This is a genomic window from Tamlana carrageenivorans, from assembly GCF_002893765.1.
GTDB classification, from domain to species: domain Bacteria; phylum Bacteroidota; class Bacteroidia; order Flavobacteriales; family Flavobacteriaceae; genus Pseudotamlana; species Pseudotamlana carrageenivorans.
On sequence record NZ_CP025938.1, the window covers coordinates 3406695 to 3429211 of the forward strand.

Below are 22517 nucleotides of genomic sequence, written 5' to 3' on the forward strand. Positions count from 1 at the left end.
GGATAGACAAAGAAAAACAACTTATTATTAAAGGGGTGTTGCACTGGATTAGTTTTTAATCTGAATATTGAATAAAAATAAAAATCTTTTGTTGTTTTTCAATAGCGTCCAAAACGCTTAAAAAGAGAAAGGGATTTTGTATCTCAAAATATTATTTTTGAGTTGCACAACAAAAAACAACCTTTCTCCATGACAAATATAACATTGTTCTCTCAGATAATCTCCAAATTAGACCGTTCTAGTTTTTCTAAACTTGTAAAAGCCAAGGGAATAGATAAACATCAAAAAGGATTTAATAGTTGGACACATTTAGTCTCCATGTTGTTTTGTCAATTTGCAAAAAGTCAATCCGTCCGAGATATAAGTAATGGACTTCGCTCTGCCACAGGAAACCTTAATCATTTAGGCATACAGAAAGCATCTTCTAAATCAACGATAAGCTATCAAAACAAACATCGAGACTGGACGCTTTATCGAGATTACTACTATGTTCTTTTAAAAAGTTTTGGACAGCACCCTCACTTAAAACGTGTTAAATTCAAAATTAAATCCAAGATATTTCTATTAGATTCTACAACGATAAGTCTATGTTTAAGTCTCTTTGATTGGGCAAAATACAAAACCCACAAAGGAGCTGTAAAAATGCACACCTTGCTTGATTATGATGGTAATTTACCGCACTATGTAAATATTAGCGATGGTAAAACAGCAGATAATAAAGGAGCTTACGATATTCCTTTGATTAGCCGTTCGGTTATTGTCGCAGATCGATTTTATAATGATTTTTCGTTACTTAACGTTTGGGACAGCAACCAAGTGTTTTTTGTAATTAGGCACAAAGAAAACATCCAATTTAAGAGTATTAAAGAAAAAGAATTGCCAGAAAATAGACATCATCATGTTTTAAAAGATGAAATCATTGAGCTAACAGGGGCTAAATCAAAAACAAAATACCCAAAGAAGCTACGTAGAATAGCTGTATGGGACGATAAAAATAACCAGGAAATAGAACTTATTACCAACCAAATGTCTTGGACAGCAAACACAATTAGCCAACTCTACAAAGCTAGATGGGATATTGAGATATTCTTTAGAGACATCAAACAACAGCTACATATTAAATCGTTTATAGGAACTTCTGAAAATGCCGTAATGATACAAATATGGACGGCTCTTATTACTATACTCATCCTAAAAGCCTTAAAAGCAAATCCAAAATATAATTGGTACTTGTCCAATTTAGTAGCTTTTATAAGACTTAACCTTTTTGTCAAAGTGGATTTGCAAAAATGGATTGATAGCCCTTTTAACGAGCAGCCTCCCCCCAAACAAAATTATACACAAGGGGTTCTTTTTTGAAAAAGATAAAAAACATGGCTAATTACCAGTAAAATCGTTGACTTTTGATTAGATCAAAAATGTTTAGGACAGGATTGGTTGTTTTTTGTTAATTCATAGGTTTTCATAGTAATTCTTATTGGTTTGTCTAGTTTTTGTAGAGTTCAATATTTAGTGAAATTTAAAATTGTTAAGTTTTGGTCTAGAAGTGAAACTTAATCTTAGCTAGTTTTAAAAGTAATTTTATGGTCTAACTAAAAACATTTAAGATTATGAAAAAAATTACTTTATTATTAATGGCCTTAATTTGTGTACTAGGTACAACAATTGTGGAAGCACAAACTAATTACTCTGTGTCAATGAACGGGGGTGTTACTTATGCGTCAGATGGAGGTGTGGGTGGACAAGAAAGATTTGCTGGTTACACCTGGAATGGTGTAGGAAATCATGTTTTTAACAATGGAAACAGAAAAAACATTAGTTTACATATAACGGATTATGATGCGTCTAATCCGAATGTAGGAGATCAGTTGTATATTACTTTTTCGAGAGTAGGGTTTAATAACGGGTCTTTGGGCTGGGGTAATGATATGGTTACAGATCTGCTAACAGTTACATCTTCGGAGTTTGTTGCAGGAGAAGCTATTGTTACAGTAGATATTCCGGCAGGTACTGTTCCTGTAGATCAAACGGCTGGTTATGAAAACGGGTATTTATGGGTGCTTCAGATTGTCGGTTCTAATGCTGATGGTAATACTTATATAAACTATGTGGTAGATATAGAGGAAGAGATATTAAATGCAAAAAGTTTTAACAAAAATAAATTGTCTGCAATTTATAATGCAAGCACTGAAGCTATTGTAATTAATGATATTAATATAGTGGGTGATTATGCGATTTATGATTTAACTGGTCGTAGCGTATTAAATGGCGTTATTTCAAATAAAATTAGTGTTGCTACTTTAAATTCTGGGCTGTATATATTGTCTACTGAAAGTGGTACTTTAAAATTTGTTAAATAATTATTAGACAAGTGATTCGGATTTAAACTTGTGATAGTTATTATAAGAAATCTCTAAGATATTTACTCTTGGGGATTTTTTTTGTTTAATAGAAGAAATGAAAGTTAAATGATTCTTCTCTAAATATATAAGATAGCGAAGTAGTTTGAAAGCTGTTTAAACAGTTATTTGTTTAAAACGATCTTGTTTTGAAGTGTTATGTAGTATGGTATAAATCCGTATTTTTATCGCATCAATAACCTGTATGAAAAACAAAGAAATATGTAAAAACTGCGAAAAGCAGTTTAAGAGTTCATTTGATTTTTGTCCGTTTTGCGGGCAACAAGTAAAGGATAGACTGACGGTTAAGGTCTTATTCTATAATATTATAAATAATTATTTTGCTGTTGATGGACGGTTGATGAAAAGTATTTTTCCTTTATTGTTTAAGCCGGGTTTTTTGGCTCAAAAGTTTATAGAGGGTAAGCGCTTGCAGTATCTGCATCCAGTCCAAATGTATTTATTTGTGTCTATTCTCTTTTATTTTTTGTTTTCGTTTGTGCAGAATGAGCAGGTAAAAAATCTAGATAAACAACTAAAGCATATAGGGCCTAAAGCAAGTTCTAGTATTTCACAAAGCTCAAAAGGAGTTATAGATTCTGTGGATATAAATAGAAACACGTATGATTCTCTTAAAACTGTCGAGCATCAAGGTGCTTTTAAAGATCGGCATGTCATTGCAAATTTTTCAGAAAAGCGATTATCTACCATGTTAGATTCTACTAAAGAAGACCATAAGGGAATTCTGAGTTTTGATTTTAATGCAAAACTATTAGATTCATTAATTATTTCTGGAGCACCTAAAGAAGATATTCTAGTTCATATGGGAATGAGTGATACTCCTGGGTATTTGGAGAAACGGTTTTATACTCAGTCTTTAAGGTTTTATGAGACTAGGAAAGGGGGGCGGGTTTTACAAACTTTTTATGATACAATCCCTATAGCTATATTCTTTTTATTACCAATTTTCGCTCTAATTCTTAAGTCATTTTATTTTAAAAACAGGTTGTATGCCGAGTATTTGGTGTTTAGTTTTTATTATTTCTCGTTTATTTATACGGTATTAAGTTTTATGCTAATCGTGTATTTCTTGTTTGAGGTTCCATTTTGGCTAGATTGGGGTATTCTGTTAATTTTGTTATTGTATTTAATTATTGCTATTAAAAACTTTTATAATCAGTCTTGGTTTTATACCTTTTTTAAAACTTTAGCCATAAGTTTTATATTTCTGTCCATCGTGATACCAATTACTGTAATTGTTTTAAGTGTTTTTGCGTTTTTGTATTTTTAAAATTTAAAGTTTTTCTTTTAGGTATTTAGCTATTTCAGACTTGTTGTTTTTAATAAGGTCTTCAGGAGTTCCTGAGGCAACTAAATATCCTCCTTTATCACCTCCGCCAGGGCCTAAATCAATTATAAAATCAGCGCATTTAATGAGGTCAATATTATGTTCAACAACTATAATAGAATGTCCTTTAGAAATTAAAGCATTAAATGATTTTAAAAGCTTTTGAATATCATGAAAATGAAGCCCTGTAGTGGGTTCATCAAAAATGAATAAGGCCTTCTCTTTATTGTTGCCTTTTCCTAAAAATGAAGCAAGTTTAATACGTTGTGCTTCTCCTCCTGAAAGGGTCGAGGAGCTTTGTCCTAGTGTCACATAGCCTAAACCGACATCCTGAAGAGGTTGAAGTTTGTTTTTAATTTTTGTTTGTTCGTTAGCTTCAAAAAATTGAATAGCATCATCGATAGTTAGATTTAAAATATCATCAATATTTTTTCCGCCATATGTTACTTCGAGAATTTCTTTTTTGAATCGTTTTCCTTTACAAGTTTCACATTCTAAATGCACGTCGGCCATAAATTGCATTTCAATGGTTACTTCACCTTCACCTTTACAACTTTCACAGCGTCCGCCATCTACGTTAAATGAAAAATGTTTCGGTTGGTAGTTTCTTATATTGCTTAGTTTTTGTTTAGAGAACAGTGCTCGAATGTCATCATAAGCCTTGATGTAGGTCACAGGATTTGATCGTGATGATCTTCCAATTGGGTTTTGATCTACAAATTCAATATGATTTATGTTGCTGAAATGGCCTTCTAGAGCAGTAAATTGCCCTGCCTTATCACTAAAATCTGTGAGTTTCTTTTGCACAACAGGATACAATATTTTTTTTACTAATGTGCTTTTTCCGCTTCCTGATACTCCTGTAACTACGGTAAGCATGCCTAAAGGGAAGCGCACATCGATATTTTTTAGGTTGTTTTCTCTAGCACCCAAAATGTCAATGTAATATTTAGAGGTTCGTCTGGTTTTAGGAACCTTGATATTTAAAGTACCGTTTAGGTATTTTGCTGTTAGTGATTCAGATTTTAAAATGGTTTTAAAATCCCCTTGAGCAACTACCTCGCCTCCTAAAGTTCCTGCTTCAGGACCAATATCAATGATATTATTTGAGGCTTTCATGATATCTTCATCGTGCTCTACGACAATAACGGTATTGCCTAAATCTCGTAAAGACTTTAAAACAGAAATGAGTTTTTCAGTGTCTTTAGGGTGTAGACCTATACTTGGTTCGTCTAATATATACATGGAACCAACTAAGCTACTACCTAGGGAGGTAGCTAAATTAATACGCTGACTTTCACCTCCAGAAAGGGTATTTGATTTTCGATTTAAGGTTAGGTAGTCTAGGCCAACGTTAGAAAGAAATTCTAATCTGTTGTTTATTTCGGTTAGAAGTCGTTTAGCGACTTTTAAATCGTATTCGTTTAATTGTAACTGTTTGAAAAACAAGGCTAGTTGATCCAAAGGCGTTTCCACAAGATCAGAAATGGTAGCGTCAGAAATTTTAACGTAATTAGCTTCAGTTCGTAATCGTTTACCTTGACAAGCTTTACATTTTGTTTTTCCTCGGTAACGAGAAAGCATGACACGATTCTGAATTTTATAAGCTTTAGCTTCAAGTTCGGAGAAAAATGTATTTAGCCCTTCAAAATATTGATTTCCAGTCCAAATTAATTGTTTCTGATCTTCAGTAAGTTCAAAATATGGCTTGTGAATAGGAAAATCGAATTTATGAGAATGGTTTACAAGTTGGTCTTTGTACCAGCTCATGCTGTCTCCACGCCATGGGAATATGGCGTTTTCATAAACAGAAAGCCCTGTGTTGGGTATAACAAGGTCTTCGTCTATACCTATAATGTCTCCGTAGCCTTCACATTTCGGGCAAGCGCCGTAAGGGTTGTTAAAGCTGAATAAATGAATATTGGGTTCTAAAAATGTTAACCCGTCTAATTCAAATTTATTACTAAAGTGTCGCTGAGTTTTGGTACTCAGGTTTTCTATAAAACAAGAGCCTTTGCCTTCATAAAATGCTGTTTGAATCGCATCGGCTAGACGATTATAGAAATCCTCACTTTCTTTTTTAACAATACGATCAACAACTAAGAAAAAGGTGTCTGACTTAGATATGTTTTCTACTTGATCAATTCTAAATACATCATTATTAACCTTTACTCTTGAGTATCCTTGTTGATTAAGTGTTTTTAACTTATCCTCCATGCTGCGCCCTTCCTCTAGGATAATGGGTGCTAGTAGAAGCATTTTTTCGTTTTCAGGAAAGGTTTTTATGTATTTTATAACATCTGTAACGGTGTCTTTTTTGACTTCTAACCCAGAAATAGGCGAGTAGGTTTTGCCAATTCTAGCAAACAAAAGTTTTAGATAGTCAAAAATCTCGGTGGTAGTACCTACTGTTGATCGCGGATTCGTAGAATTAACTTTTTGTTCAATAGCAATGGCAGGTGCTATGCCTTTAATATATTCTACTTTGGGTTTGTTTAAACGTCCAAGAAATTGCCTAGCATAGCTAGATAAACTCTCCACGTAACGTCTCTGTCCTTCAGCATACAGGGTATCAAAGGCTAAGCTTGACTTCCCCGAACCCGATAACCCTGTAATTACCACGAGTTTGTTTCTAGGTATGGTGACATCAATATTTTTTAAATTGTGCAATTGGGCACCTTTTATTATAATATTTTCTTTAGGGTTCTCGTTCTTGGTGATGGATTTCATAGACATACAAAGGCAATAATCCTGCAAAGATACTATAAGTAATTGTACCTAAAAAGAGTATTAGAGTACGAAGAATACTAAAAAAACTTCCGATTATTTTTATATTAGACTTGAATGTTGTTATATTTGGATTAAATATTCATCAAATAACCCATAATAAGCCTATAGCGTAAAATTACTTTACAAACATTATAACCTCTAGCAACAGAAGTTTATTTCTCTTGCGGAACTAAAGTAATTAACTATGCGAAACGAACTTATTACAGATGGCACTCTGGTTAGCAGCTACATAAAAGGTGATGAATACGCCTTAGAAGTCCTTATTTTAAGGCATAAACAAAAAATCTACAGTTTTATTTATTCTAAAGTTTTCGACAAAGATGTTGCTGAGGATATATTTCAAGACACCTTTATTAAAGTAATACGAACCTTAAAACGTGGTGCTTATAATGAGGAAGGAAAGTTTTTACCTTGGGTGATGCGTATTTCACATAATTTGGTGATCGATTATTTTAGAAAAAGTAATAGAATGCCAAAATTTGATAATTCTGGTGAGTTTAGCATTTTTTCGGTATTAAGTGATACCAGCTTGAATGCTGAAAAAACGATTATAAAAGAGCAGGTTGAAAATGACGTAAGGCGTTTGGTAGATAAGCTTCCTGACGACCAAAAAGAGGTTTTGCTTTTGCGTATCTATAATGACATGAGTTTTAAGGAGATATCTGACAAAACAGGGGTGAGTATTAACACAGCATTGGGGCGTATGCGTTATGCTTTAATTAATCTTCGTAAAATTATAGATAAGCACAATATTGTTTTAACCAATTAAGCAATAAATTAATTTTTAAGCCGTTATCTTATTAAATATTTAAATATAAGACATGGCAAAAATTTACTCTGAAAAATTTATTAACAAGATGGATGATCTTGAACCGAAAGAAGAAACGGTTAATTTTCTTCTAAGTTATTCTAAGGCTTTAAGTGTTATTAATTGTGAAAAAATGAAGTTCGAAGCGCTTTTAAACTAAGTATTGAAAGTCCTGATTTAAAATCAGGACTTTTTTTGTTTTAAATAATCCTTTATAACAGATTGTCTCCCTATAGTTTTTGTAATAATATCTTTGTTTAAGTTCCAGCCTCGAGCAGGAGAGTATTCTCTTCCATACCAAATGATTTGTAGATGTAAGTCGTTCCATAATTCTTTAGGAAATAATCTTTTGGCGTCTTTTTCAGTTTGTGTCACATTTTTACCATTGCTTAAATTCCAGCGATACATGAGTCGGTGAATATGTGTGTCTACAGGGAATGCAGGAACACCAAAAGCCTGTGAAATGACAACACTTGCTGTTTTGTGGCCAACAGCAGGAAGTGCTTCAAGAGCCTCCATGTCATTAGGTACTTCACCGTTGTGTTTGTCGATAAGAATATGAGATAAACCAAAAATACCTTTACTTTTCATAGGAGAAAGGCCTACTGGCTTAATAATTTCTCTAATTTCTTCAACAGAAAGTTTAACCATATCGTACGGGTTGTCAGCTCTTTCAAATAGCAAAGGTGTAATTTGGTTGACACGCACATCGGTACTTTGCGCCGACATTAATACGGCTATTAATAGGGTATAAGGATCTTTATGGTCTAGTGGAATTGGTATTTCAGGATAAAGCTCGCTTAAGGTTTTTATAACAAATTCAACCTTTTCTTGTTTCGTCATAAATCGTATTTTTGTTAAAAATCAAAGTTAAGACTATGAAAACATTAAAGCAAGGTGATACGGTACCAGATTTCACATCAAAAGACGAGCAAGGGCGTGAAATTTCGCTAAGTGACTATAAAGGAAAAAAACTAATCGTGTTTTTTTATCCCAAAGCAAGTACGCCAGGCTGTACTAATGAGGCTTGTAATTTAAGAGATAATTACGAAACTTTACAGGCTCAAGGTTATGAATTGTTGGGTGTTAGTGCAGATTCTGAAAAAAGACAAACTAACTTTAAAAAGAAATACAATTTCCCATTCCCGTTGTTAGCTGATGAGGATAAAACCGTTATAAATGCGTTCGGCGTATGGGGGCCTAAAAAGTTTATGGGGAGAGAATATGATGGGATTCATAGAAAAACCTTTTTAATAGATGAGCAAGGTGTTGTAGAGCGCGTTATCGATAAAGTGAAAACTAAAGATCACGCGGCGCAAATTTTAGAATAGAAAAAAAGCCTGTAAAATAAAGATTTTACAGGCTTTTTTTAATATTTAAGTTTTCTATTTTCTTTTTCTGTTTAAAGTTAATGGTTTTCTGGTGTAGCCAAACAAACGATAGTCTTTGATTAATTCGGCGGTGCCTTCAGGAACCATATCTTCCCAACCACGGTCTCCGCTTGAAATCATTTGTAGTATTTCACGAGAGAAAATATTCATGATTTTTGGGTCGTAATCTGTAATATCAATAACTTTTCCGTTGTATTTGAAGAATTTATACAACTCTTTCATTCTAGGGTAAACTTTTAGGTTTTCGCTTGTGATTAACTCTCCTGTATCCGGGTCAAGCATAGGGTATAAGTATACTTTTAGATCTTTAAAAAATAGTTTACCAAAAGCTTCTAAGATACCTCCACTAATGTGTCGGTAATATTTTTCATCAAAAATATCAATGAGGTTATTTACCCCCATAGCCAATCCCATTCTAGCTTTTGTGTAGTTAGAAAAGTATTCAACAACCTTAAAGTATTCTTGGAAGTTAGATATCATAACCGATTGTCCTATAGAGCATAGCAGGTCAGCGCGATCAATAAAATCTTGCTCATCAATTTCACCTTCAGCACGTAAGTTTGATAAGGTGATTTCAAAAACAACAACCGTTTTATTAACATCGACTTTATTCTCTTTTATAAACATTTCGTACGATTTCTCGTACATAGCCATATTCACTTTAGTCACCGGTCTAAAGCTACCACGAAGCGCTAAAATGTTTTTCTTGTAAAACACTTTGGCAGGTAAAACATTAGTGCCATCTGGTCCAAACATAACAGCATCGGTCATGCCATTTTTAACCAGTTGTAAACTCATCAATCGATTATCAACATTACTAAAAACTGGTCCAGAAAAGTTTATGGTATCAATTTCTAAACGGTCTTTATCTAAATGATCATAAAGATAGCGCAGTAATTTTTTTGGTTCATTATACTTATAAAAGGCGCCATAAATTAGGTTTGTACCTAGGATTCCTAAAGTTTCTTGTTGTAACCTGGCGTCTGTTTCTTTAAAGCGGAGGTGTAAAATAATTTCGTTGTATTCAGCTCCAGCTTCAACTTGGTATTTAATTCCAACCCAACCATGACCCTTAAATTGCTTTGCGAAGTCAATTGTAGCCACCGTATTGGCATAAGTGAAAAATATTTTATTCGGATTTTTTTCCCGAGTAAGTCTATTTTCCATCAAGCTCATCTCATGAGCCAGCATTTTGCGTAAACGAGCTTCGGTTACATAACGACCGTCGTCTTCAGCACCATAAATAGCATCACTAAAGTCTTTGTCGTAAGCAGACATAGCTTTTGCAATGGTGCCAGAGGCGCCTCCAGCTCTAAAAAAATGGCGACAAGTTTCTTGTCCGGCTCCAATTTCGGCAAAAGTACCGTAAATATTTTCGTTTAAATTAATGCGAAGTGCTTTAGATTTTAATGAAGGAATGTCATCAAACTCTTTATCTCCTTTAATGGTAATTTCCATATAAAAACAAGTTGTATCGTGTCTCACAAAGGTATCAAATATGTGTAGCAAACAAAAAAATAACCTTATTTTTGGCTAAAATTTATCAAATTTTGAAAATAACGTTTCTTGGTACTGGTACTTCTCAAGGTATCCCAATTATTGGGAGTGATCACCCGGTTTGTAAAAGTTCAAATCCGAAAGATAAACGTTTGCGTGTTTCAGTTTTAATTGAATGGAACGGATTTCATTACGTAATTGATTGTGGTCCAGATTTTAGATATCAAATGTTACGTTCTGGGTGTTCTAAAATAGATGCTATTCTTTTTACCCACGAGCATTCAGATCATGTGTTAGGCCTAGATGATATTCGACCTTTTTATTTTAAACAAGGTGACATTTCCATTTATGCACATAAGCGGGTTTTAAAAGCATTAAAGAAGCGATTTGATTATATTTTTTCTACTAAAAACAAATATCCAGGAGCACCATCACTTCATGTAAACCGTATAAAAAACAAATCATTTAAATTAAATGAAGACGTGGTAATTCCTATAAAAGGACTTCATGCTACTTTGCAGGTATTCGGATATCGATTCAATGATTTTGCATATTTAACTGATATGAAATCGGTATCAGATAAAGAAATAGAAAAGCTAAAAGGTGTGAAGGTTTTAGTTGTTAATGCCTTGCGGATACAGCCACACCATTCACATTTCAATTTAGAAGAAGCCTTGGCTTTTATTGAAAAAGTGAATCCAGAAAAAGCATATTTAACCCATATTAGTCATTTGTTGGGATTTCATGATGAAGTTGAAAAATCATTGCCGGATAACGTATTCTTGGCTTATGACGAATTAGAAATTTTAATTTAAAATTATAGAATGAAGCAAAAAATTTTCATGTACCTGTTCATATTTACCAGCTTATTGGTTTTGTTTCAGTATGTTAACGCTAAAAATATATTTAAGGATATTGACAAAAAGCTAGTTACGAGTAGAACTGAATTAAAAAAATATAAAGATTCTGTAGCTGTTTTACAAAATGACATTATGGAAGCTTCACATTTTAACCTTGATAAAAACGAAGACGCCATAACCTATTTTGAAAATGAGGGTTATAAAGTTGATGAACTTATTCCGTTTATTAAAGATGAGCTTTATAAATTAAACGAGGTTCGTGGTGAACATCCGTTAATACCTTATGCTTCTAGTGAAGGAAGAAAACTGATGTTAAACACCATTAAGCTTCTTAACCACAAATGGATTATTGCAGATTTTTCAGATGGTGAATTTTGGGGAGAATTGTTCTTAACTTATGAAATTACAGAAGATAAAGAATTAAAATTTAACCTTGTAGAACATTTCCTGTATCCTTTAAACTAAATCTATTTCACTTTATAAGCCGTTCCTTTTTGCTTTTTGGTTTCACCTACATATGAATATTCATAGGTGTACGAAGAATCGGTAGTTGTTAATATTTTAAGGTGAATATCTTTACGCTCGGCCATATTCTTTGGGTTTATGGTTTTAAAAACCACTTCACAATCGTTAACCCAACGTAATTTTGACGAATCAACTTTGCTGTCATAGGTTTCAACTTGAATATCTTTATTCCTATAAAAAGTAGACTTAAATACTTCTCCGTTAATAGTAGCTTCACTATAAAATTCGCCTGTTTGAAAAGATTGGCAATCTCTAGCTTTCTCATAACAGCTACATAAAACAAACAATAGTAAAAGAGGTAAGAATCGCATAAAATAATTTTAGGCAAAATTAGTAAAGAAAAGCCTTAATTCATGTAATTTTTAAAAGTTCCGTCAGAATAAAATATAACAATACGATCTATAGTTTTTTCTTCTACAGAATTACTGCTTGTTGTTTTTGTTTCAATTTCGTCAAAATTAAAATTTGTTTGAGGGTTTTGGTCTTTAGGAGACGGTTTGGTTTCCGGAGTCTCTTTTTCGCTTGAAGGAAATTCTCCTTTGCCATTTAATAGCCAATACAAATTTACCTCAGGATAGGAGGATAAAATTTTAAGAACAAAATCTAAGCTTGGTTTATTTCTTCCTGAAAGGATGTGCGAAATACTAGAGCGCTGTACATCTATTTTTTCAGCGAAAGCAGAAGCTGATTCTCCATAAAAATCCATGACTTTTTGTAGTCGTTTAATGAAATCCTTGTTGTTTACCATTGTGAATTGTTTAGCAAAATAAACTTGTTACAAATGTAACTAATTCAGTTTAATCTTGCACTATATCTATCGAAAATCTCACATTTTAATATAATTAGCACTTTAATTAAGTTGTTTTAATATACTGAAAAACAGGATTTTATAATTTTAGGTATAAATCTGTTTAATATTCTAAGTGTCGCTGTAAATTAAGTACTAAAAATGGTTTATCGATGTAAACTAAATGACCTTTTCTTGTGTTTACAAATGTAATATTGTTTTTGTTTACATTTGTAACCTAAATAATCAACATGAATATTCAAGCTATTAAATCACTCTTTTTAAATAATAAAGAAACTGCGCTTTATGGTCGTTATATTACTAATAAAGACATAGAGCCCTTATTAAATAATTTACCAGAAACAGCAAGCGTAAAAGTTATTGGTCGCTCTGTACAAGACAGACCTATTTATGGTGTAAAAACTGGACATGGTAAAAAACGTGTCTTATTATGGTCACAGATGCACGGTAATGAATCGACAACTACAAAAGCATTGTTTGATCTATTAAACACTTTATTAAAAGATGAATCGGACTTAAACCACCTTTTAAAGGCTTGTACACTTTATATAATTCCAATTTTAAATCCCGATGGTGCCAAGGCTTATACACGAATTAATGCAAATGAAGTAGATTTAAATAGAGACGCTCAAAATTTGACCCAACCAGAGAGTCAAGTTTTAAGAGTTATATTTAATGACTTTAAGCCTCACTTTTGTTATAATTTACATGGACAGCGTACTATTTTTAGTGCTGGGAAGGTGAATAAATCGGCAACGGTATCATTTTTATCCCCTGCACAGGACAAGAATTGTACAATAACGCCTAATAGAAAGGTATCTATGGAGGTTATTGCTGTTATGAATGCGATGTTACAGCAAGAAATTCCTGATCAAGTAGGGGTTTACGATGATGCTTTTAACATTAACTGTGTAGGCGATACGTTTCAGAGTGAAAATGTACCAACCATATTGTTTGAAGCGGGGCATTTCCACGAAGATTATCAAAGAGAGAAGACGCGTGAGCTTATTTATATGTCCTATTTAACGTCTTTAGACTATATCGCTAAAAATTCTGTTGATGGATCGGCTTATGAGCCTTATTTAAATATTCCTGAAAATGAAAAACTGTTTTTAGATATCATTATTAGAAATGCAACAGTAAAAGGGGAGGTTGTAGATGTTGGAATTCAATTTGAAGAAAGGTTAATCGGTGAAAATTTAAAATTTATTCCAAAAATAGTTAAAATAGAACAGCTTGAAGGAATTTTTGGTCATAAAGAAATTGAAGCTCATGGAAATGAGGTGTTTAATGCGCAAGGGAATGCATTGGAAATGGATAGCGAAAACGTTTTAGTAAGAATAGATAATGAAAAAATCTTATTGAATACGAAATAAATCACATCTTTTATGCTTTATCTTTAAAGAAAATGTATTAATTTTGCTTTATATTTAAGAATAGTTAATTATGGGTAAAATAAAATTAGACGAAATAGATCACCAAATTCTTGACATGTTAATAGATAACACAAGAATTCCATTTACAGACATTGCTAAAAAACTATTAATTTCAGCTGGAACAGTACATGTGCGTGTTAAAAAGATGGAAGAATCAGGAATTATTAAAGGTTCGTCATTAATGCTGGACTATAAAAAATTAGGTTATTCTTTTATAGCTTATGTAGGGGTTTATCTTAACAATACTTCTCAAACAAAATTTGTTTTAGAACGTATAAATGAAATTGCTTATGTAACTGTAGCTCATATTACAACCGGAAAATTTAATATTTTCTGTAAAATTAGAGCAAGAAGTACCGAACATGCCAAAGAAGTTATCTTTTTATTAGATGATATTGAAGGTGTTTATAGAACAGAAACTATGATTTCGCTTGAAGAAAGTATCAACGATAAAAAACGATTGATGCATTCTATTTTTAATGAAATGTAATTAATATTTATATCGATTATAATCACTAAAAGCCCTTTTAAAGGGCTTTTTTTATGTTTTTAATAGAGTAATTGGTCACTCGTTTAATCTAATACCTGCGTAATTTAAATTCATGTACATTTGGTTGTATTGTAAAATTTACACCAAATTTATCTAAGAATATATTAAATACTTCAGCAGGGAAGAGGGTGTCCTTGGTTAAGACTTTTAAGAAGGAATTAAGTGCTTTAATTCCTGGACACTATCCCATAAAGTGTGTAAACATATTTCAGACCAAGCTTTCTTGCTGCAAAAGTATTTTACTCTGTGCCGTTAACGGTTACTTTTTGAATGGTTGCGGCATCGCTATTATTAGACTGGGTGTCGGACCAATCGAAAGTATCACCTGTACGTATGGAGGGCGATTGCGAACCCAATTGTCCAAAAGATAACAAAGGAAACATAGCTACAACAACTAGAAGTAACCTGTTTTTTATGTATTGAATTAAAATACAATGGTAATTATTTCTCATATTGCATTTGATAAAGTGATTATATAAGTTTATCAGGCGTTACAGATCATGGCAAGTGTTCAAAATAAATTGAAGCGTGATTTAGCCTTTTAAAGTAAAAGAGTAATTTTATGTTATTTCTAAAAAATGAGGGAAGACATTGTAAAACAATGTAGAATAGGTGTTTTTTGGTTGGATTTGAGAGCATAACTTTATTGTTGTAGGTGTAACAAATGAAGTTATATGCCTCTTTAAGTTCAAAAAAAATGTTAAATCACTTAAATATTCGATTAAGAATTCATAATGAGATCTTAATCGATAGAATTTGTTAATTTATCGTGCTAGGATAATTTACTTAATAAATTCTCGTCATTTAATGATGTTTTATTTGATTTGAGCTACAGATTGTATGAATTTTCTAAAACAAGAAGATGCAGAAATCTTTGAAATTTATAAACTATTATGAAAAATTTAATTTTAGTTAGGCATGCCAAATCTTCGTGGGAATTTGATGTTATAGACCATGAACGCCCTTTGAATACAAGAGGCTTGGAAGATGCTGAATTGGTTTCAAAACAATTAGCAAAGGACAACTTTGTTGTAGACAAACTCGCTTCAAGTGATGCTTATCGTGCCAAAAACACGGCAGAAATCTTTATTAAAAATCTCGAAATAGACGATTCGATTATCAGCTACCATTATGACTTGTATGATTTTGCAGGTTACAATTTAATGGACTATATAAAATCTTGTAATAATCACATTAATAACCTTATGATTTTTGGGCATAATCATGCCATCACAGATTTTGTAAATACCCATGGTAATCAAATTATTGAAAATGTACCTACTTCTGGTTTCGTTAAAATTGAATTTGATGTAAAGCACTGGAATGAAATCGAAAAAGGTAAAACGGTTCAAATTTTGTTTCCGAGACATTTGAAATAATTCAGGTTCCAAATAAGTAATATCTAATCTTAAATTATTATTAATTCTATGGTTTTTTTGTCAATAACCAAACGTATTTGTTAACATTATTCAAGCTAAATACGATATATTTGTTATGATTATTAAAAAATACCTTTAATGACTAAATTAGAATCCCCAGTACATAATAGTTATATAAATAGAGAGATAAGTTGGTTACAATTTAATGCCAGAGTTTTACAGGAAGCAGAAGATGAAACCGTTCCTTTAATTGAAAGGTTAAGGTTTTTAGGTATATTTTCTAATAATTTAGATGAGTTTTTTAAGGTGCGTTACGCTACGGTAAAACGAATTGTTGAAGCCGGAAAGGGAGCTAAAAATGAACTTGGAGGTATTCGAGCTAAAGAGTTACTCGAAATTATTACACAAATTGTAATTGACCAACAGAGTGAAAGTTTAGATATTTTATATGATATCGTTAAAAAACTTAAAAAGGAAAATATCCATATCATTAATGAAGCGCAAATTGATGATGCTCAGCGCGATTTTATCAAAGAATATTTTTTAAAAGAAGTGAGTCCAGCATTGGTAACTATTATTCTTAATGATGAGGTCGTGCTTCCAAACTTAAAAGATAGCGGCGCCTATTTGGCTGTAAAAATGTTAATGCCAGATGATACGAAACAATTTGCTTTAATTGAAATCCCTAAATCTGTTAACCGTTTTGTGGTGTTACCAAAACAAGGGGAAAAGTTCTTTATTATTGCGGTAGACGATTTATTACGTCATTGTTTAAGCGATATTTTTAATATTTTCGACTATAAGAGTATCTCGGCCCATATGATTAAGATTACTCGCGATGGTGAATTGGATTTTGAAAGTGATTTGAGTAAGAGTTTTATTGATAAAATTTCAGATAGTGTAAAACATCGTGAAGTCGGTGAGCCGGTAAGATTTGTATACGACAAAACCATAGATAAAGATACCTTAGAGTTTTTAATGTCTAAAATGGGTATTGATGAAACCGATAGTGTTATTCCTGGAGGGCGTTATCATAACAGAAGAGATTATATGGGGTTCCCAAGTTTAGGGAGAACCGATTTATTATACGATAAAATTGAAGCCTTACCCATTAAAGGTTTAAGTCTACAAACTAGTATTTTTGAAGCTATTGCTAAAAAGGACTATTTATTACATGCCCCTTACCAAACGTTTTCATATGTAGTTAAGTTTTTAAGAGAAGCCGCTTTAGATCCGAAGGTTAAAACTATAAAAATCACCATTTACCGATTAGCAGAAATTTCTCATATCGCTAGCTCTTTAATTAATGCCGCTATAAATGGAAAAACAGTGACCGTCTCTATAGAGTTGCGTGCAAGATTTGATGAGCAAGCGAATATCAATTATGCGAAACAAATGGAAGAAGTTGGTGTTCATCTTATCTTTGGAGTTACTGGACTTAAAGTTCATAGTAAAATGTGTGTTATTGAGCGAGAAGAAGGGAAGAAATTCCACCGTTATGGTTTTATAAGTACCGGGAATTTTAATGAATCTACGGCTAAAATTTATACCGATTACACACTCTTTACCGCCAATCAAAAAATATTAAAAGATGTCGATAAAATCTTTGGCTTTTTTGAAACCAACTATAAAATTAATAAATACAAACATTTAATTGTTTCGCCTCATTATACAAAAAGGGAAGTTTTTAAACTTATTGATAATGAAATTGAAAATGTTAGTTTAGGAAAAGAAGGTCTTATTAGACTCAAAATGAATAGTATTTCTAGCTATGATATGGTCGATAAACTTTATGAAGCGAGCAGAGCAGGGGTTAAAATACAAATGATTGTGCGCGGATTGTGTTGTTTAATTCCTGGCGTTCCTGGAATGAGTGAAAACATTGAAGTAATAAGTGTTGTAGATAAATTTTTAGAGCATTCTAGAATTTATATATTCGGAAATAATGGGAATCCAAAATTATACATCTCCTCAGCCGATTGGATGACAAGAAATATTGAAAATAGAGTAGAAGTAAGTTGTCCTATTTATGATAAAGAAATTAAACAGGAAATTATAGATACATTTAATATTTGTTGGAAGGACAATGTAAAGGCTAGAGTATTAAGCGATTCTCAAGAAAATAATTACCGTGTTAATGATAATGAGAAAATCCGTTCTCAATACGCTATTTATGATTATTACCTTAAAAAATTAAAGGATTAATATGCTTTCAATTAAAAAATATGCTGCTATAGACATTGGCTCTAACGCAGTTCGCCTGCTTATTTCAAATATTATTGAACAAAAAGGGCGTCCTGTGCAATTCAAGAAGAACTCTTTAGTTAGGGTTCCTATTCGTTTAGGTGCAGATGTTTTTGTGAAGGGTAAAATTTCTAAAGAAAATACCCAGCGTATTTTAGATACTATGCTCGCTTTTAAATTATTGATGAAGTCTCATAAAGTCGTAAAATACAAGGCTTGTGCAACTTCAGCCATGCGTGAGTCTTCAAATGGAAATCAAATAGTAGATTTGGTTTTAGAACAATCGGGTATTAAAATTGATGTTATTGAAGGTGAAGAGGAAGCAGCTATTATAGCTGCAACCGATTTAAATAAATACATCGATCCTAATAAAACCTATTTGTATGTGGATGTAGGTGGTGGTAGTACCGAATTTACAGTTATAGATCAAGGTAAATCCATAGCATCCCGTTCTTTTAAAATAGGAACTGTAAGATTACTAAATGATATGGTTAAAAATGAAGCTTGGCAAGAACTTCGTGAGTGGATTGTCTCAAATGCTTTAGAATTTGATAAAATTTCGGTTATTGGTTCGGGAGGGAATATTAATAAAATTTTCAAAATTTCTGGAAAAGCGATGGGTAAACCGCTTAGTTACTTCTATATGAGTTCATATTATAACACGCTTCAAAATTACTCTTACGAAGAACGTATTACAGAATTAGATTTAAATCAAGACCGTGCCGATGTTATCATTCCTGCCATGCGTATTTATTTGTCTGCCATGAAATGGAGTGGTGCTAAAAATATTTATGTTCCAAAAATAGGATTGGCAGATGGTGTGATAAAAAGTATTTACTACGATACAGTTTCTAGTAATACACAGTAAAATTTTGCACTTCACCTTGTATTGTTGTAAAGGATTATAATATATATTCGTCTTTATAAGTTTTTCGATACCCCAACTATCGCTTAATACTACTAAAGGATGAAATTACTTTATATTGTTAATCAACTTCATGGTACGACAGGTCAGGAGCGCATTATTGCTATTAAAACCGATTATTTTATAAGAAATTATGGTTATAACATTGTGGTTGTAGCTTTAGATGAAGTAGATAGCAAGCCTTTTTTTGACATAAACCATGCTGTAAAGAAAATTGATCTTCCTAAAGGAAAACGTCTCTTCTGGATGGTTTTTCAAAAATAAATCAAGTTAATTCAATACTAGAAGATGAAAACCCCGATGTTGTTATTGTGGTCATTGATAACATTTCAGGGCTTTATTTACCCAATTTTTTGAATAAAAAGTTCAAATATGTGTATGAGCGCCATAATTCTAAAAGTGTAAACTACACACAAAACACCCAATCATTTAAAACAAAATTTATAAATAGAGCTAAAAAAGCTTTGTTAGACAAAGGAGGGCAAGCGTATGATAAAGTCGTTTTGCTTTCAGATGATCATGTTGAAGAGTGGAGGTATTTAAAACATATTGAAATTATTAGTAATCCTCTTATTTTTTATCGGGATCAAGTTGCAGCCTTAGAGAATAAAAGGGAGTTGGCTGTTGGACGACATACCCATCAAAAAGGTTTGGATGACCTAATTAAAAGCTGGGCCGAAGTAGTTAAAGTTCATAAAGATTGGGTTCTTGATATTTAGGGACTGTAAACTATTTTGTGTTTTTGCTGTTAGTTAGTTTAAAAATGATTTTGAAATTCATAGGCAAAAAATTTACTTTTAAATTTTTATTTTATGAACTCAGACTTAGAAAAACAATTAGACGCCTTGATCGGCAAAATCAGCAACAAGGAGGACTTTGACCAGGTCAAGGAACAGTTGCTTAAACGTGGTATTGAATCACTTTTAAAAGCAGAAATGACTGCCCACTTAGGGTTTCAAAAAGGAGGTTCTGTAATTGAGAACAACCAGCGCAATGGTTTCTCAGAGAAAACTATCAAGACTCATAACGGCGAACAACGCATCAAAATCCCCAGAGATCGTCAAGCGAGCTTTGAGCCTGTTATTGTCCCCAAACATCAATCGATTAGTCAAGAATTAGAAGATTGTATTCAACTGCTTTACGCCAAAGGTATGAGCAATAGCGATATTATTGATTTTATTGAAAGTACCTATGGAGTGCAGTATTCCACATCACAGGTATCCATTATCACCAATCAATTATTGGAAGACATCAAACAATGGCAGAATAGACCTTTAGAAGACGTATATCCCATTGTCTGGATAGATGCTATTCATTATAAAATACGTCAAGAAGGCAAGGTAATATCTAAAGCCTGTATGATAGTTTTAGGGGTGAATACCGAAGGGCAACAAGATATTTTGAACATGAGTATTGTGGAGACAGAAAAGGCAGCTGCTTGGATGTCCATTTTAGACGATCTGCGCTCTAGAGGCGTAAAAGATATCTTCTTTCTGTGTTCGGATAACCTCTCTGGATTAGATAAAGCTGTAGAAGCTATTTTTCCAGGTAGTATACGTCAAATATGTATCGTACATCAAATTAGAAACTCTTTAAAATATGTGAGCTATAAGGACCGTAAATCAATAATGGTCGATATTAAAGCTATTTATCAAGCCGATAATGAGAAATTCGCTTTAGAGGCTTTCGAAGTCTTTAAACAAAATTGGGAAGATAAATACCTCTCTGCCGTACAGTCTTGGGAAAACAATTGGGATAATTTGACCTCGTTTTTAAACTACCCAAAAGAGATTAGAAAACTTATATATACTACCAATATCATTGAGAGTTTTAATGCCAGTTTAAGAAAATATACACGCAACAAAAAAGTCTTTCCTCATGATGATGCAGCACTGAAATCCATATATTTAGCAGCTCAAAGCATCAGCAAAAAATGGAAGAAAACACGATTTAAATGGGGCCAAATTTACAATCAATTGTATATTTGTTTTCCAAACAGGTTATAATCTATATTATTTTAACCTATGAATTTTGAAATTATTTTTCAAAAACACAAAATTTTGGATAAACTCTCCTGTTACAAGCATCATGGATGTGTATTTAGAATCTTCTATTTATGCGCTTTCTTCAAGGTTTGAAGGTTCTTATAGAAACCATGGCATGTGGTCCGCAGTGGCATTTAATTGTCCGTGTGGTGTAAAAGAACTTAAGGATGGCGAAGATGGCTATCTCGTAAATGTTAATGATACAACTTCCTTTGCACAATCGTTAATTAAACTTATTGAAAATCCTGAGTCTAGAAAACAAATGGGCGCTGCTGCGCGAAAAAATATATTAAGACTATCACCAGAAGTTATATTTCCTAAATGGAAAAAAATGTTCGAAGCTTTAGTCGAAAATTAATAAAGTAATTAATCCCAAAATCTCTAATTATGAAACAGTTCTACTTATTTGTCATGATCATGTTTTTGTCCTTAAAAGGTATAGCGCAAAACGTAAAGTACGGTGTTCGTGCTGGTATGAATATTTCAAGCTTAGACTTTTCTTCAGATATTCCTGAAGAAAATAAACATCGAAATGGTTTTTATATCGGTTTTTTGGCCGATGTTAGTTTAACTAAAACCATTTCTCTTATTCCTGAGCTTCAATTTTCTTATGAAGGTTCAAAAGCAGACGATTTGCAATTTGATTATATTCAAATGCCTGTTTTATTAAGTGTTAAATTGGTCAAGAAAATCCATTTCAATTTCGGTCCGCAAATTGGCATAAAAGTGCACAAAGTTGATGATTTGGCTAAAAATTTTGGTTTTTCATCCATTTTAGGAATAGAACACCGTATAAATCAAGCGCTTTTCGCTGATATACGCCACACCAACGGACTAAGAAATGTTTTTGATGATGATTCTGGTTTAAGCGCTAAAAATAGAACTTTACAAATAGGCGTTGGATATAAATTTTAACCATGAATGGTTTCAGAGGTTCCTAAGTCTCTCATGATTTCAGCCTCATATTCTAGAAGCTTTTGCCATTTGGCATCTACTTCAGTTTTATCACCATATTTTCTTGCAAAGCCTAAAAACATGGTGTAATGATTTGCTTCACTTACCATTAAATTTCTATAGAAAGTTGCAAGCTCTTGGTCTTCCAATTCCTCCGAAAGTAATCTAAAACGTTCACAGCTTCTTGCTTCTATTAAAGCGGCATATAATAAACGGTGTACAAGTTGTGTGGTTCTGCTACCGCCTTTTGGGAAAAACTTTAAAAGTTGAATCACGTATTCATCACGTCTATCTCTGCCCAATACCCAACCGCGTTCAATAATTTTGTCATGTACCATTTTAAAATGACTAATTTCTTCTTTAACCAAGGCGGTCATTTCTTGTACCAAATCGGTGTATTCTGGGAAACTAACTATTAAAGATATGGCGGTACTGGTAGCTTTTTGTTCGCAGAAAGCATGATCGGTTAAAATTTCTTCAATATTCTTTTCTACAATATTTACCCATCTTGGGTCTGTTGGTAGTTTTAATCCCAGCATAATTTTATTTTTTAATGAT

The 22517-nt window shown here is 32.6% G+C and carries 25 protein-coding genes; 18 read left to right on the forward strand and 7 right to left on the reverse strand.

Annotation, left to right across the window (positions count from 1 at the left end):
* Window positions 1-189 precede the first annotated feature (189 nt).
* The 3 genes from C1A40_RS14965 (at window position 190) to C1A40_RS14975 (ending at window position 3690) form a co-directional block, all read left to right on the forward strand.
* Window positions 190-1359, forward strand: coding sequence for an IS4 family transposase (locus C1A40_RS14965; protein WP_102996599.1), 1170 nt, complete (start codon window positions 190-192; stop codon window positions 1357-1359).
* Window positions 1360-1697: 338 nt separating this feature from the next.
* Entirely contained in the window at window positions 1698-2360 is a 663-nt protein-coding gene (locus C1A40_RS14970) for a T9SS type A sorting domain-containing protein (protein ID WP_241910544.1), read from the forward strand.
* Window positions 2361-2604: 244 nt separating this feature from the next.
* On the forward strand, window positions 2605-3690 hold the full coding sequence (locus C1A40_RS14975) for a DUF3667 domain-containing protein (RefSeq protein ID WP_102996601.1): 1086 nt from the start codon (window positions 2605-2607) through the stop codon (window positions 3688-3690).
* Window positions 3691-3693: 3 nt separating this feature from the next.
* On the opposite strand, the gene uvrA is transcribed toward C1A40_RS14975, so the two are convergent.
* Window positions 3694-6477, reverse strand: coding sequence for an excinuclease ABC subunit UvrA (gene uvrA / locus C1A40_RS14980; RefSeq protein WP_102996602.1), 2784 nt, complete (start codon window positions 6475-6477; stop codon window positions 3694-3696).
* Between the two features lie 244 nt (window positions 6478-6721).
* On the opposite strand from uvrA, the gene C1A40_RS14985 reads away from it, so the two are divergent.
* Together C1A40_RS14985 and C1A40_RS18350 are read left to right on the forward strand one after the other, a co-directional pair.
* A complete protein-coding gene (locus tag C1A40_RS14985) occupies window positions 6722-7306 on the forward strand; it encodes an RNA polymerase sigma factor (RefSeq protein ID WP_102996603.1) in 585 nt (194 codons plus the stop codon).
* Window positions 7307-7358: 52 nt separating this feature from the next.
* A complete protein-coding gene (locus tag C1A40_RS18350; RefSeq protein ID WP_199287718.1) occupies window positions 7359-7505 on the forward strand; it encodes a hypothetical protein in 147 nt (48 codons plus the stop codon).
* A 23-nt stretch (window positions 7506-7528) separates the two neighbouring features.
* Here C1A40_RS18350 and C1A40_RS14990 read toward each other — a convergent pair whose 3' ends face one another.
* Window positions 7529-8188 (reverse strand): endonuclease III domain-containing protein, encoded by a 660-nt coding sequence (locus C1A40_RS14990; RefSeq protein WP_102996604.1) that lies wholly within the window; start codon window positions 8186-8188, stop codon window positions 7529-7531.
* 35 nt (window positions 8189-8223) lie between these two features.
* Between C1A40_RS14990 and bcp the strand changes: the two genes are divergently transcribed.
* Window positions 8224-8676, forward strand: coding sequence for a thioredoxin-dependent thiol peroxidase (bcp, locus tag C1A40_RS14995; RefSeq protein ID WP_102996605.1), 453 nt, complete (start codon window positions 8224-8226; stop codon window positions 8674-8676).
* 54 nt (window positions 8677-8730) lie between these two features.
* On the opposite strand, the gene C1A40_RS15000 is transcribed toward bcp, so the two are convergent.
* On the reverse strand, window positions 8731-10194 hold the full coding sequence (locus C1A40_RS15000; RefSeq protein ID WP_102996606.1) for a nicotinate-nucleotide adenylyltransferase: 1464 nt from the start codon (window positions 10192-10194) through the stop codon (window positions 8731-8733).
* A 92-nt stretch (window positions 10195-10286) separates the two neighbouring features.
* On the opposite strand from C1A40_RS15000, the gene C1A40_RS15005 reads away from it, so the two are divergent.
* A complete protein-coding gene (locus C1A40_RS15005; protein WP_102996607.1) occupies window positions 10287-11048 on the forward strand; it encodes an MBL fold metallo-hydrolase in 762 nt (253 codons plus the stop codon).
* A gap of 9 nt (window positions 11049-11057) precedes the next feature.
* On the forward strand, window positions 11058-11558 hold the full coding sequence (locus tag C1A40_RS15010) for a hydrolase (protein WP_068604039.1): 501 nt from the start codon (window positions 11058-11060) through the stop codon (window positions 11556-11558).
* Between the two features lie 2 nt (window positions 11559-11560).
* Here C1A40_RS15010 and C1A40_RS15015 read toward each other — a convergent pair whose 3' ends face one another.
* Window positions 11561-11929, reverse strand: a complete 369-nt coding sequence (locus tag C1A40_RS15015) for a DNA topoisomerase IV (protein ID WP_102996608.1) — start codon at window positions 11927-11929, stop codon at window positions 11561-11563.
* 35 nt (window positions 11930-11964) lie between these two features.
* Window positions 11965-12366, reverse strand: a complete 402-nt coding sequence (locus C1A40_RS15020) for a helix-turn-helix domain-containing protein (RefSeq protein ID WP_102996609.1) — start codon at window positions 12364-12366, stop codon at window positions 11965-11967.
* 290 nt (window positions 12367-12656) lie between these two features.
* Between C1A40_RS15020 and C1A40_RS15025 the strand changes: the two genes are divergently transcribed.
* Together C1A40_RS15025 and C1A40_RS15030 are read left to right on the forward strand one after the other, a co-directional pair.
* Window positions 12657-13802 (forward strand): M14 family zinc carboxypeptidase, encoded by a 1146-nt coding sequence (locus C1A40_RS15025; protein WP_102996610.1) that lies wholly within the window; start codon window positions 12657-12659, stop codon window positions 13800-13802.
* Between the two features lie 70 nt (window positions 13803-13872).
* Window positions 13873-14352, forward strand: coding sequence for an Lrp/AsnC family transcriptional regulator (locus C1A40_RS15030; RefSeq protein WP_067148328.1), 480 nt, complete (start codon window positions 13873-13875; stop codon window positions 14350-14352).
* 299 nt (window positions 14353-14651) lie between these two features.
* On the opposite strand, the gene C1A40_RS18230 is transcribed toward C1A40_RS15030, so the two are convergent.
* The gene (locus C1A40_RS18230; RefSeq protein WP_158651382.1) at window positions 14652-14864 is read right to left on the reverse strand and encodes a hypothetical protein; all 213 of its coding nucleotides are present in this window, start codon (window positions 14862-14864) and stop codon (window positions 14652-14654) included.
* A 441-nt stretch (window positions 14865-15305) separates the two neighbouring features.
* Here C1A40_RS18230 and C1A40_RS15040 point away from each other — a divergent pair, with 441 nt between their 5' ends.
* The 8 genes from C1A40_RS15040 to C1A40_RS15075 all read left to right on the forward strand — a co-directional run bounded on the left by C1A40_RS15040 (window position 15306) and on the right by C1A40_RS15075 (window position 21920).
* Window positions 15306-15791 (forward strand): SixA phosphatase family protein, encoded by a 486-nt coding sequence (locus C1A40_RS15040; RefSeq protein WP_102996612.1) that lies wholly within the window; start codon window positions 15306-15308, stop codon window positions 15789-15791.
* A gap of 138 nt (window positions 15792-15929) precedes the next feature.
* Window positions 15930-17996 (forward strand): polyphosphate kinase 1, encoded by a 2067-nt coding sequence (ppk1, locus tag C1A40_RS15045; protein ID WP_102996613.1) that lies wholly within the window; start codon window positions 15930-15932, stop codon window positions 17994-17996.
* A gap of 1 nt (window position 17997) precedes the next feature.
* Window positions 17998-18903 carry a Ppx/GppA phosphatase family protein gene (locus tag C1A40_RS15050; protein WP_102996614.1) on the forward strand — a complete coding sequence of 302 codons (906 nt, stop codon included), beginning with the start codon at window positions 17998-18000 and terminating at the stop codon, window positions 18901-18903.
* A gap of 99 nt (window positions 18904-19002) precedes the next feature.
* Window positions 19003-19224 carry a hypothetical protein gene (locus tag C1A40_RS15055; RefSeq protein WP_102996615.1) on the forward strand — a complete coding sequence of 74 codons (222 nt, stop codon included), beginning with the start codon at window positions 19003-19005 and terminating at the stop codon, window positions 19222-19224.
* An 89-nt stretch (window positions 19225-19313) separates the two neighbouring features.
* The gene (locus C1A40_RS15060; protein WP_158651383.1) at window positions 19314-19679 is read left to right on the forward strand and encodes a glycosyltransferase family protein; all 366 of its coding nucleotides are present in this window, start codon (window positions 19314-19316) and stop codon (window positions 19677-19679) included.
* A gap of 93 nt (window positions 19680-19772) precedes the next feature.
* The gene (locus C1A40_RS15065; RefSeq protein WP_102996617.1) at window positions 19773-20966 is read left to right on the forward strand and encodes an IS256 family transposase; all 1194 of its coding nucleotides are present in this window, start codon (window positions 19773-19775) and stop codon (window positions 20964-20966) included.
* 25 nt (window positions 20967-20991) lie between these two features.
* On the forward strand, window positions 20992-21363 hold the full coding sequence (locus tag C1A40_RS15070; RefSeq protein WP_158651384.1) for a glycosyltransferase: 372 nt from the start codon (window positions 20992-20994) through the stop codon (window positions 21361-21363).
* A 29-nt stretch (window positions 21364-21392) separates the two neighbouring features.
* Window positions 21393-21920 (forward strand): porin family protein, encoded by a 528-nt coding sequence (locus C1A40_RS15075; protein WP_102996619.1) that lies wholly within the window; start codon window positions 21393-21395, stop codon window positions 21918-21920.
* Here C1A40_RS15075 and C1A40_RS15080 read toward each other — a convergent pair.
* Window positions 21917-22498, reverse strand: a complete 582-nt coding sequence (locus C1A40_RS15080) for a MiaE family protein (RefSeq protein ID WP_102996620.1) — start codon at window positions 22496-22498, stop codon at window positions 21917-21919. The genes C1A40_RS15075 and C1A40_RS15080 overlap by 4 nt on opposite strands.
* Window positions 22499-22517: the final 19 nt, after the last annotated feature.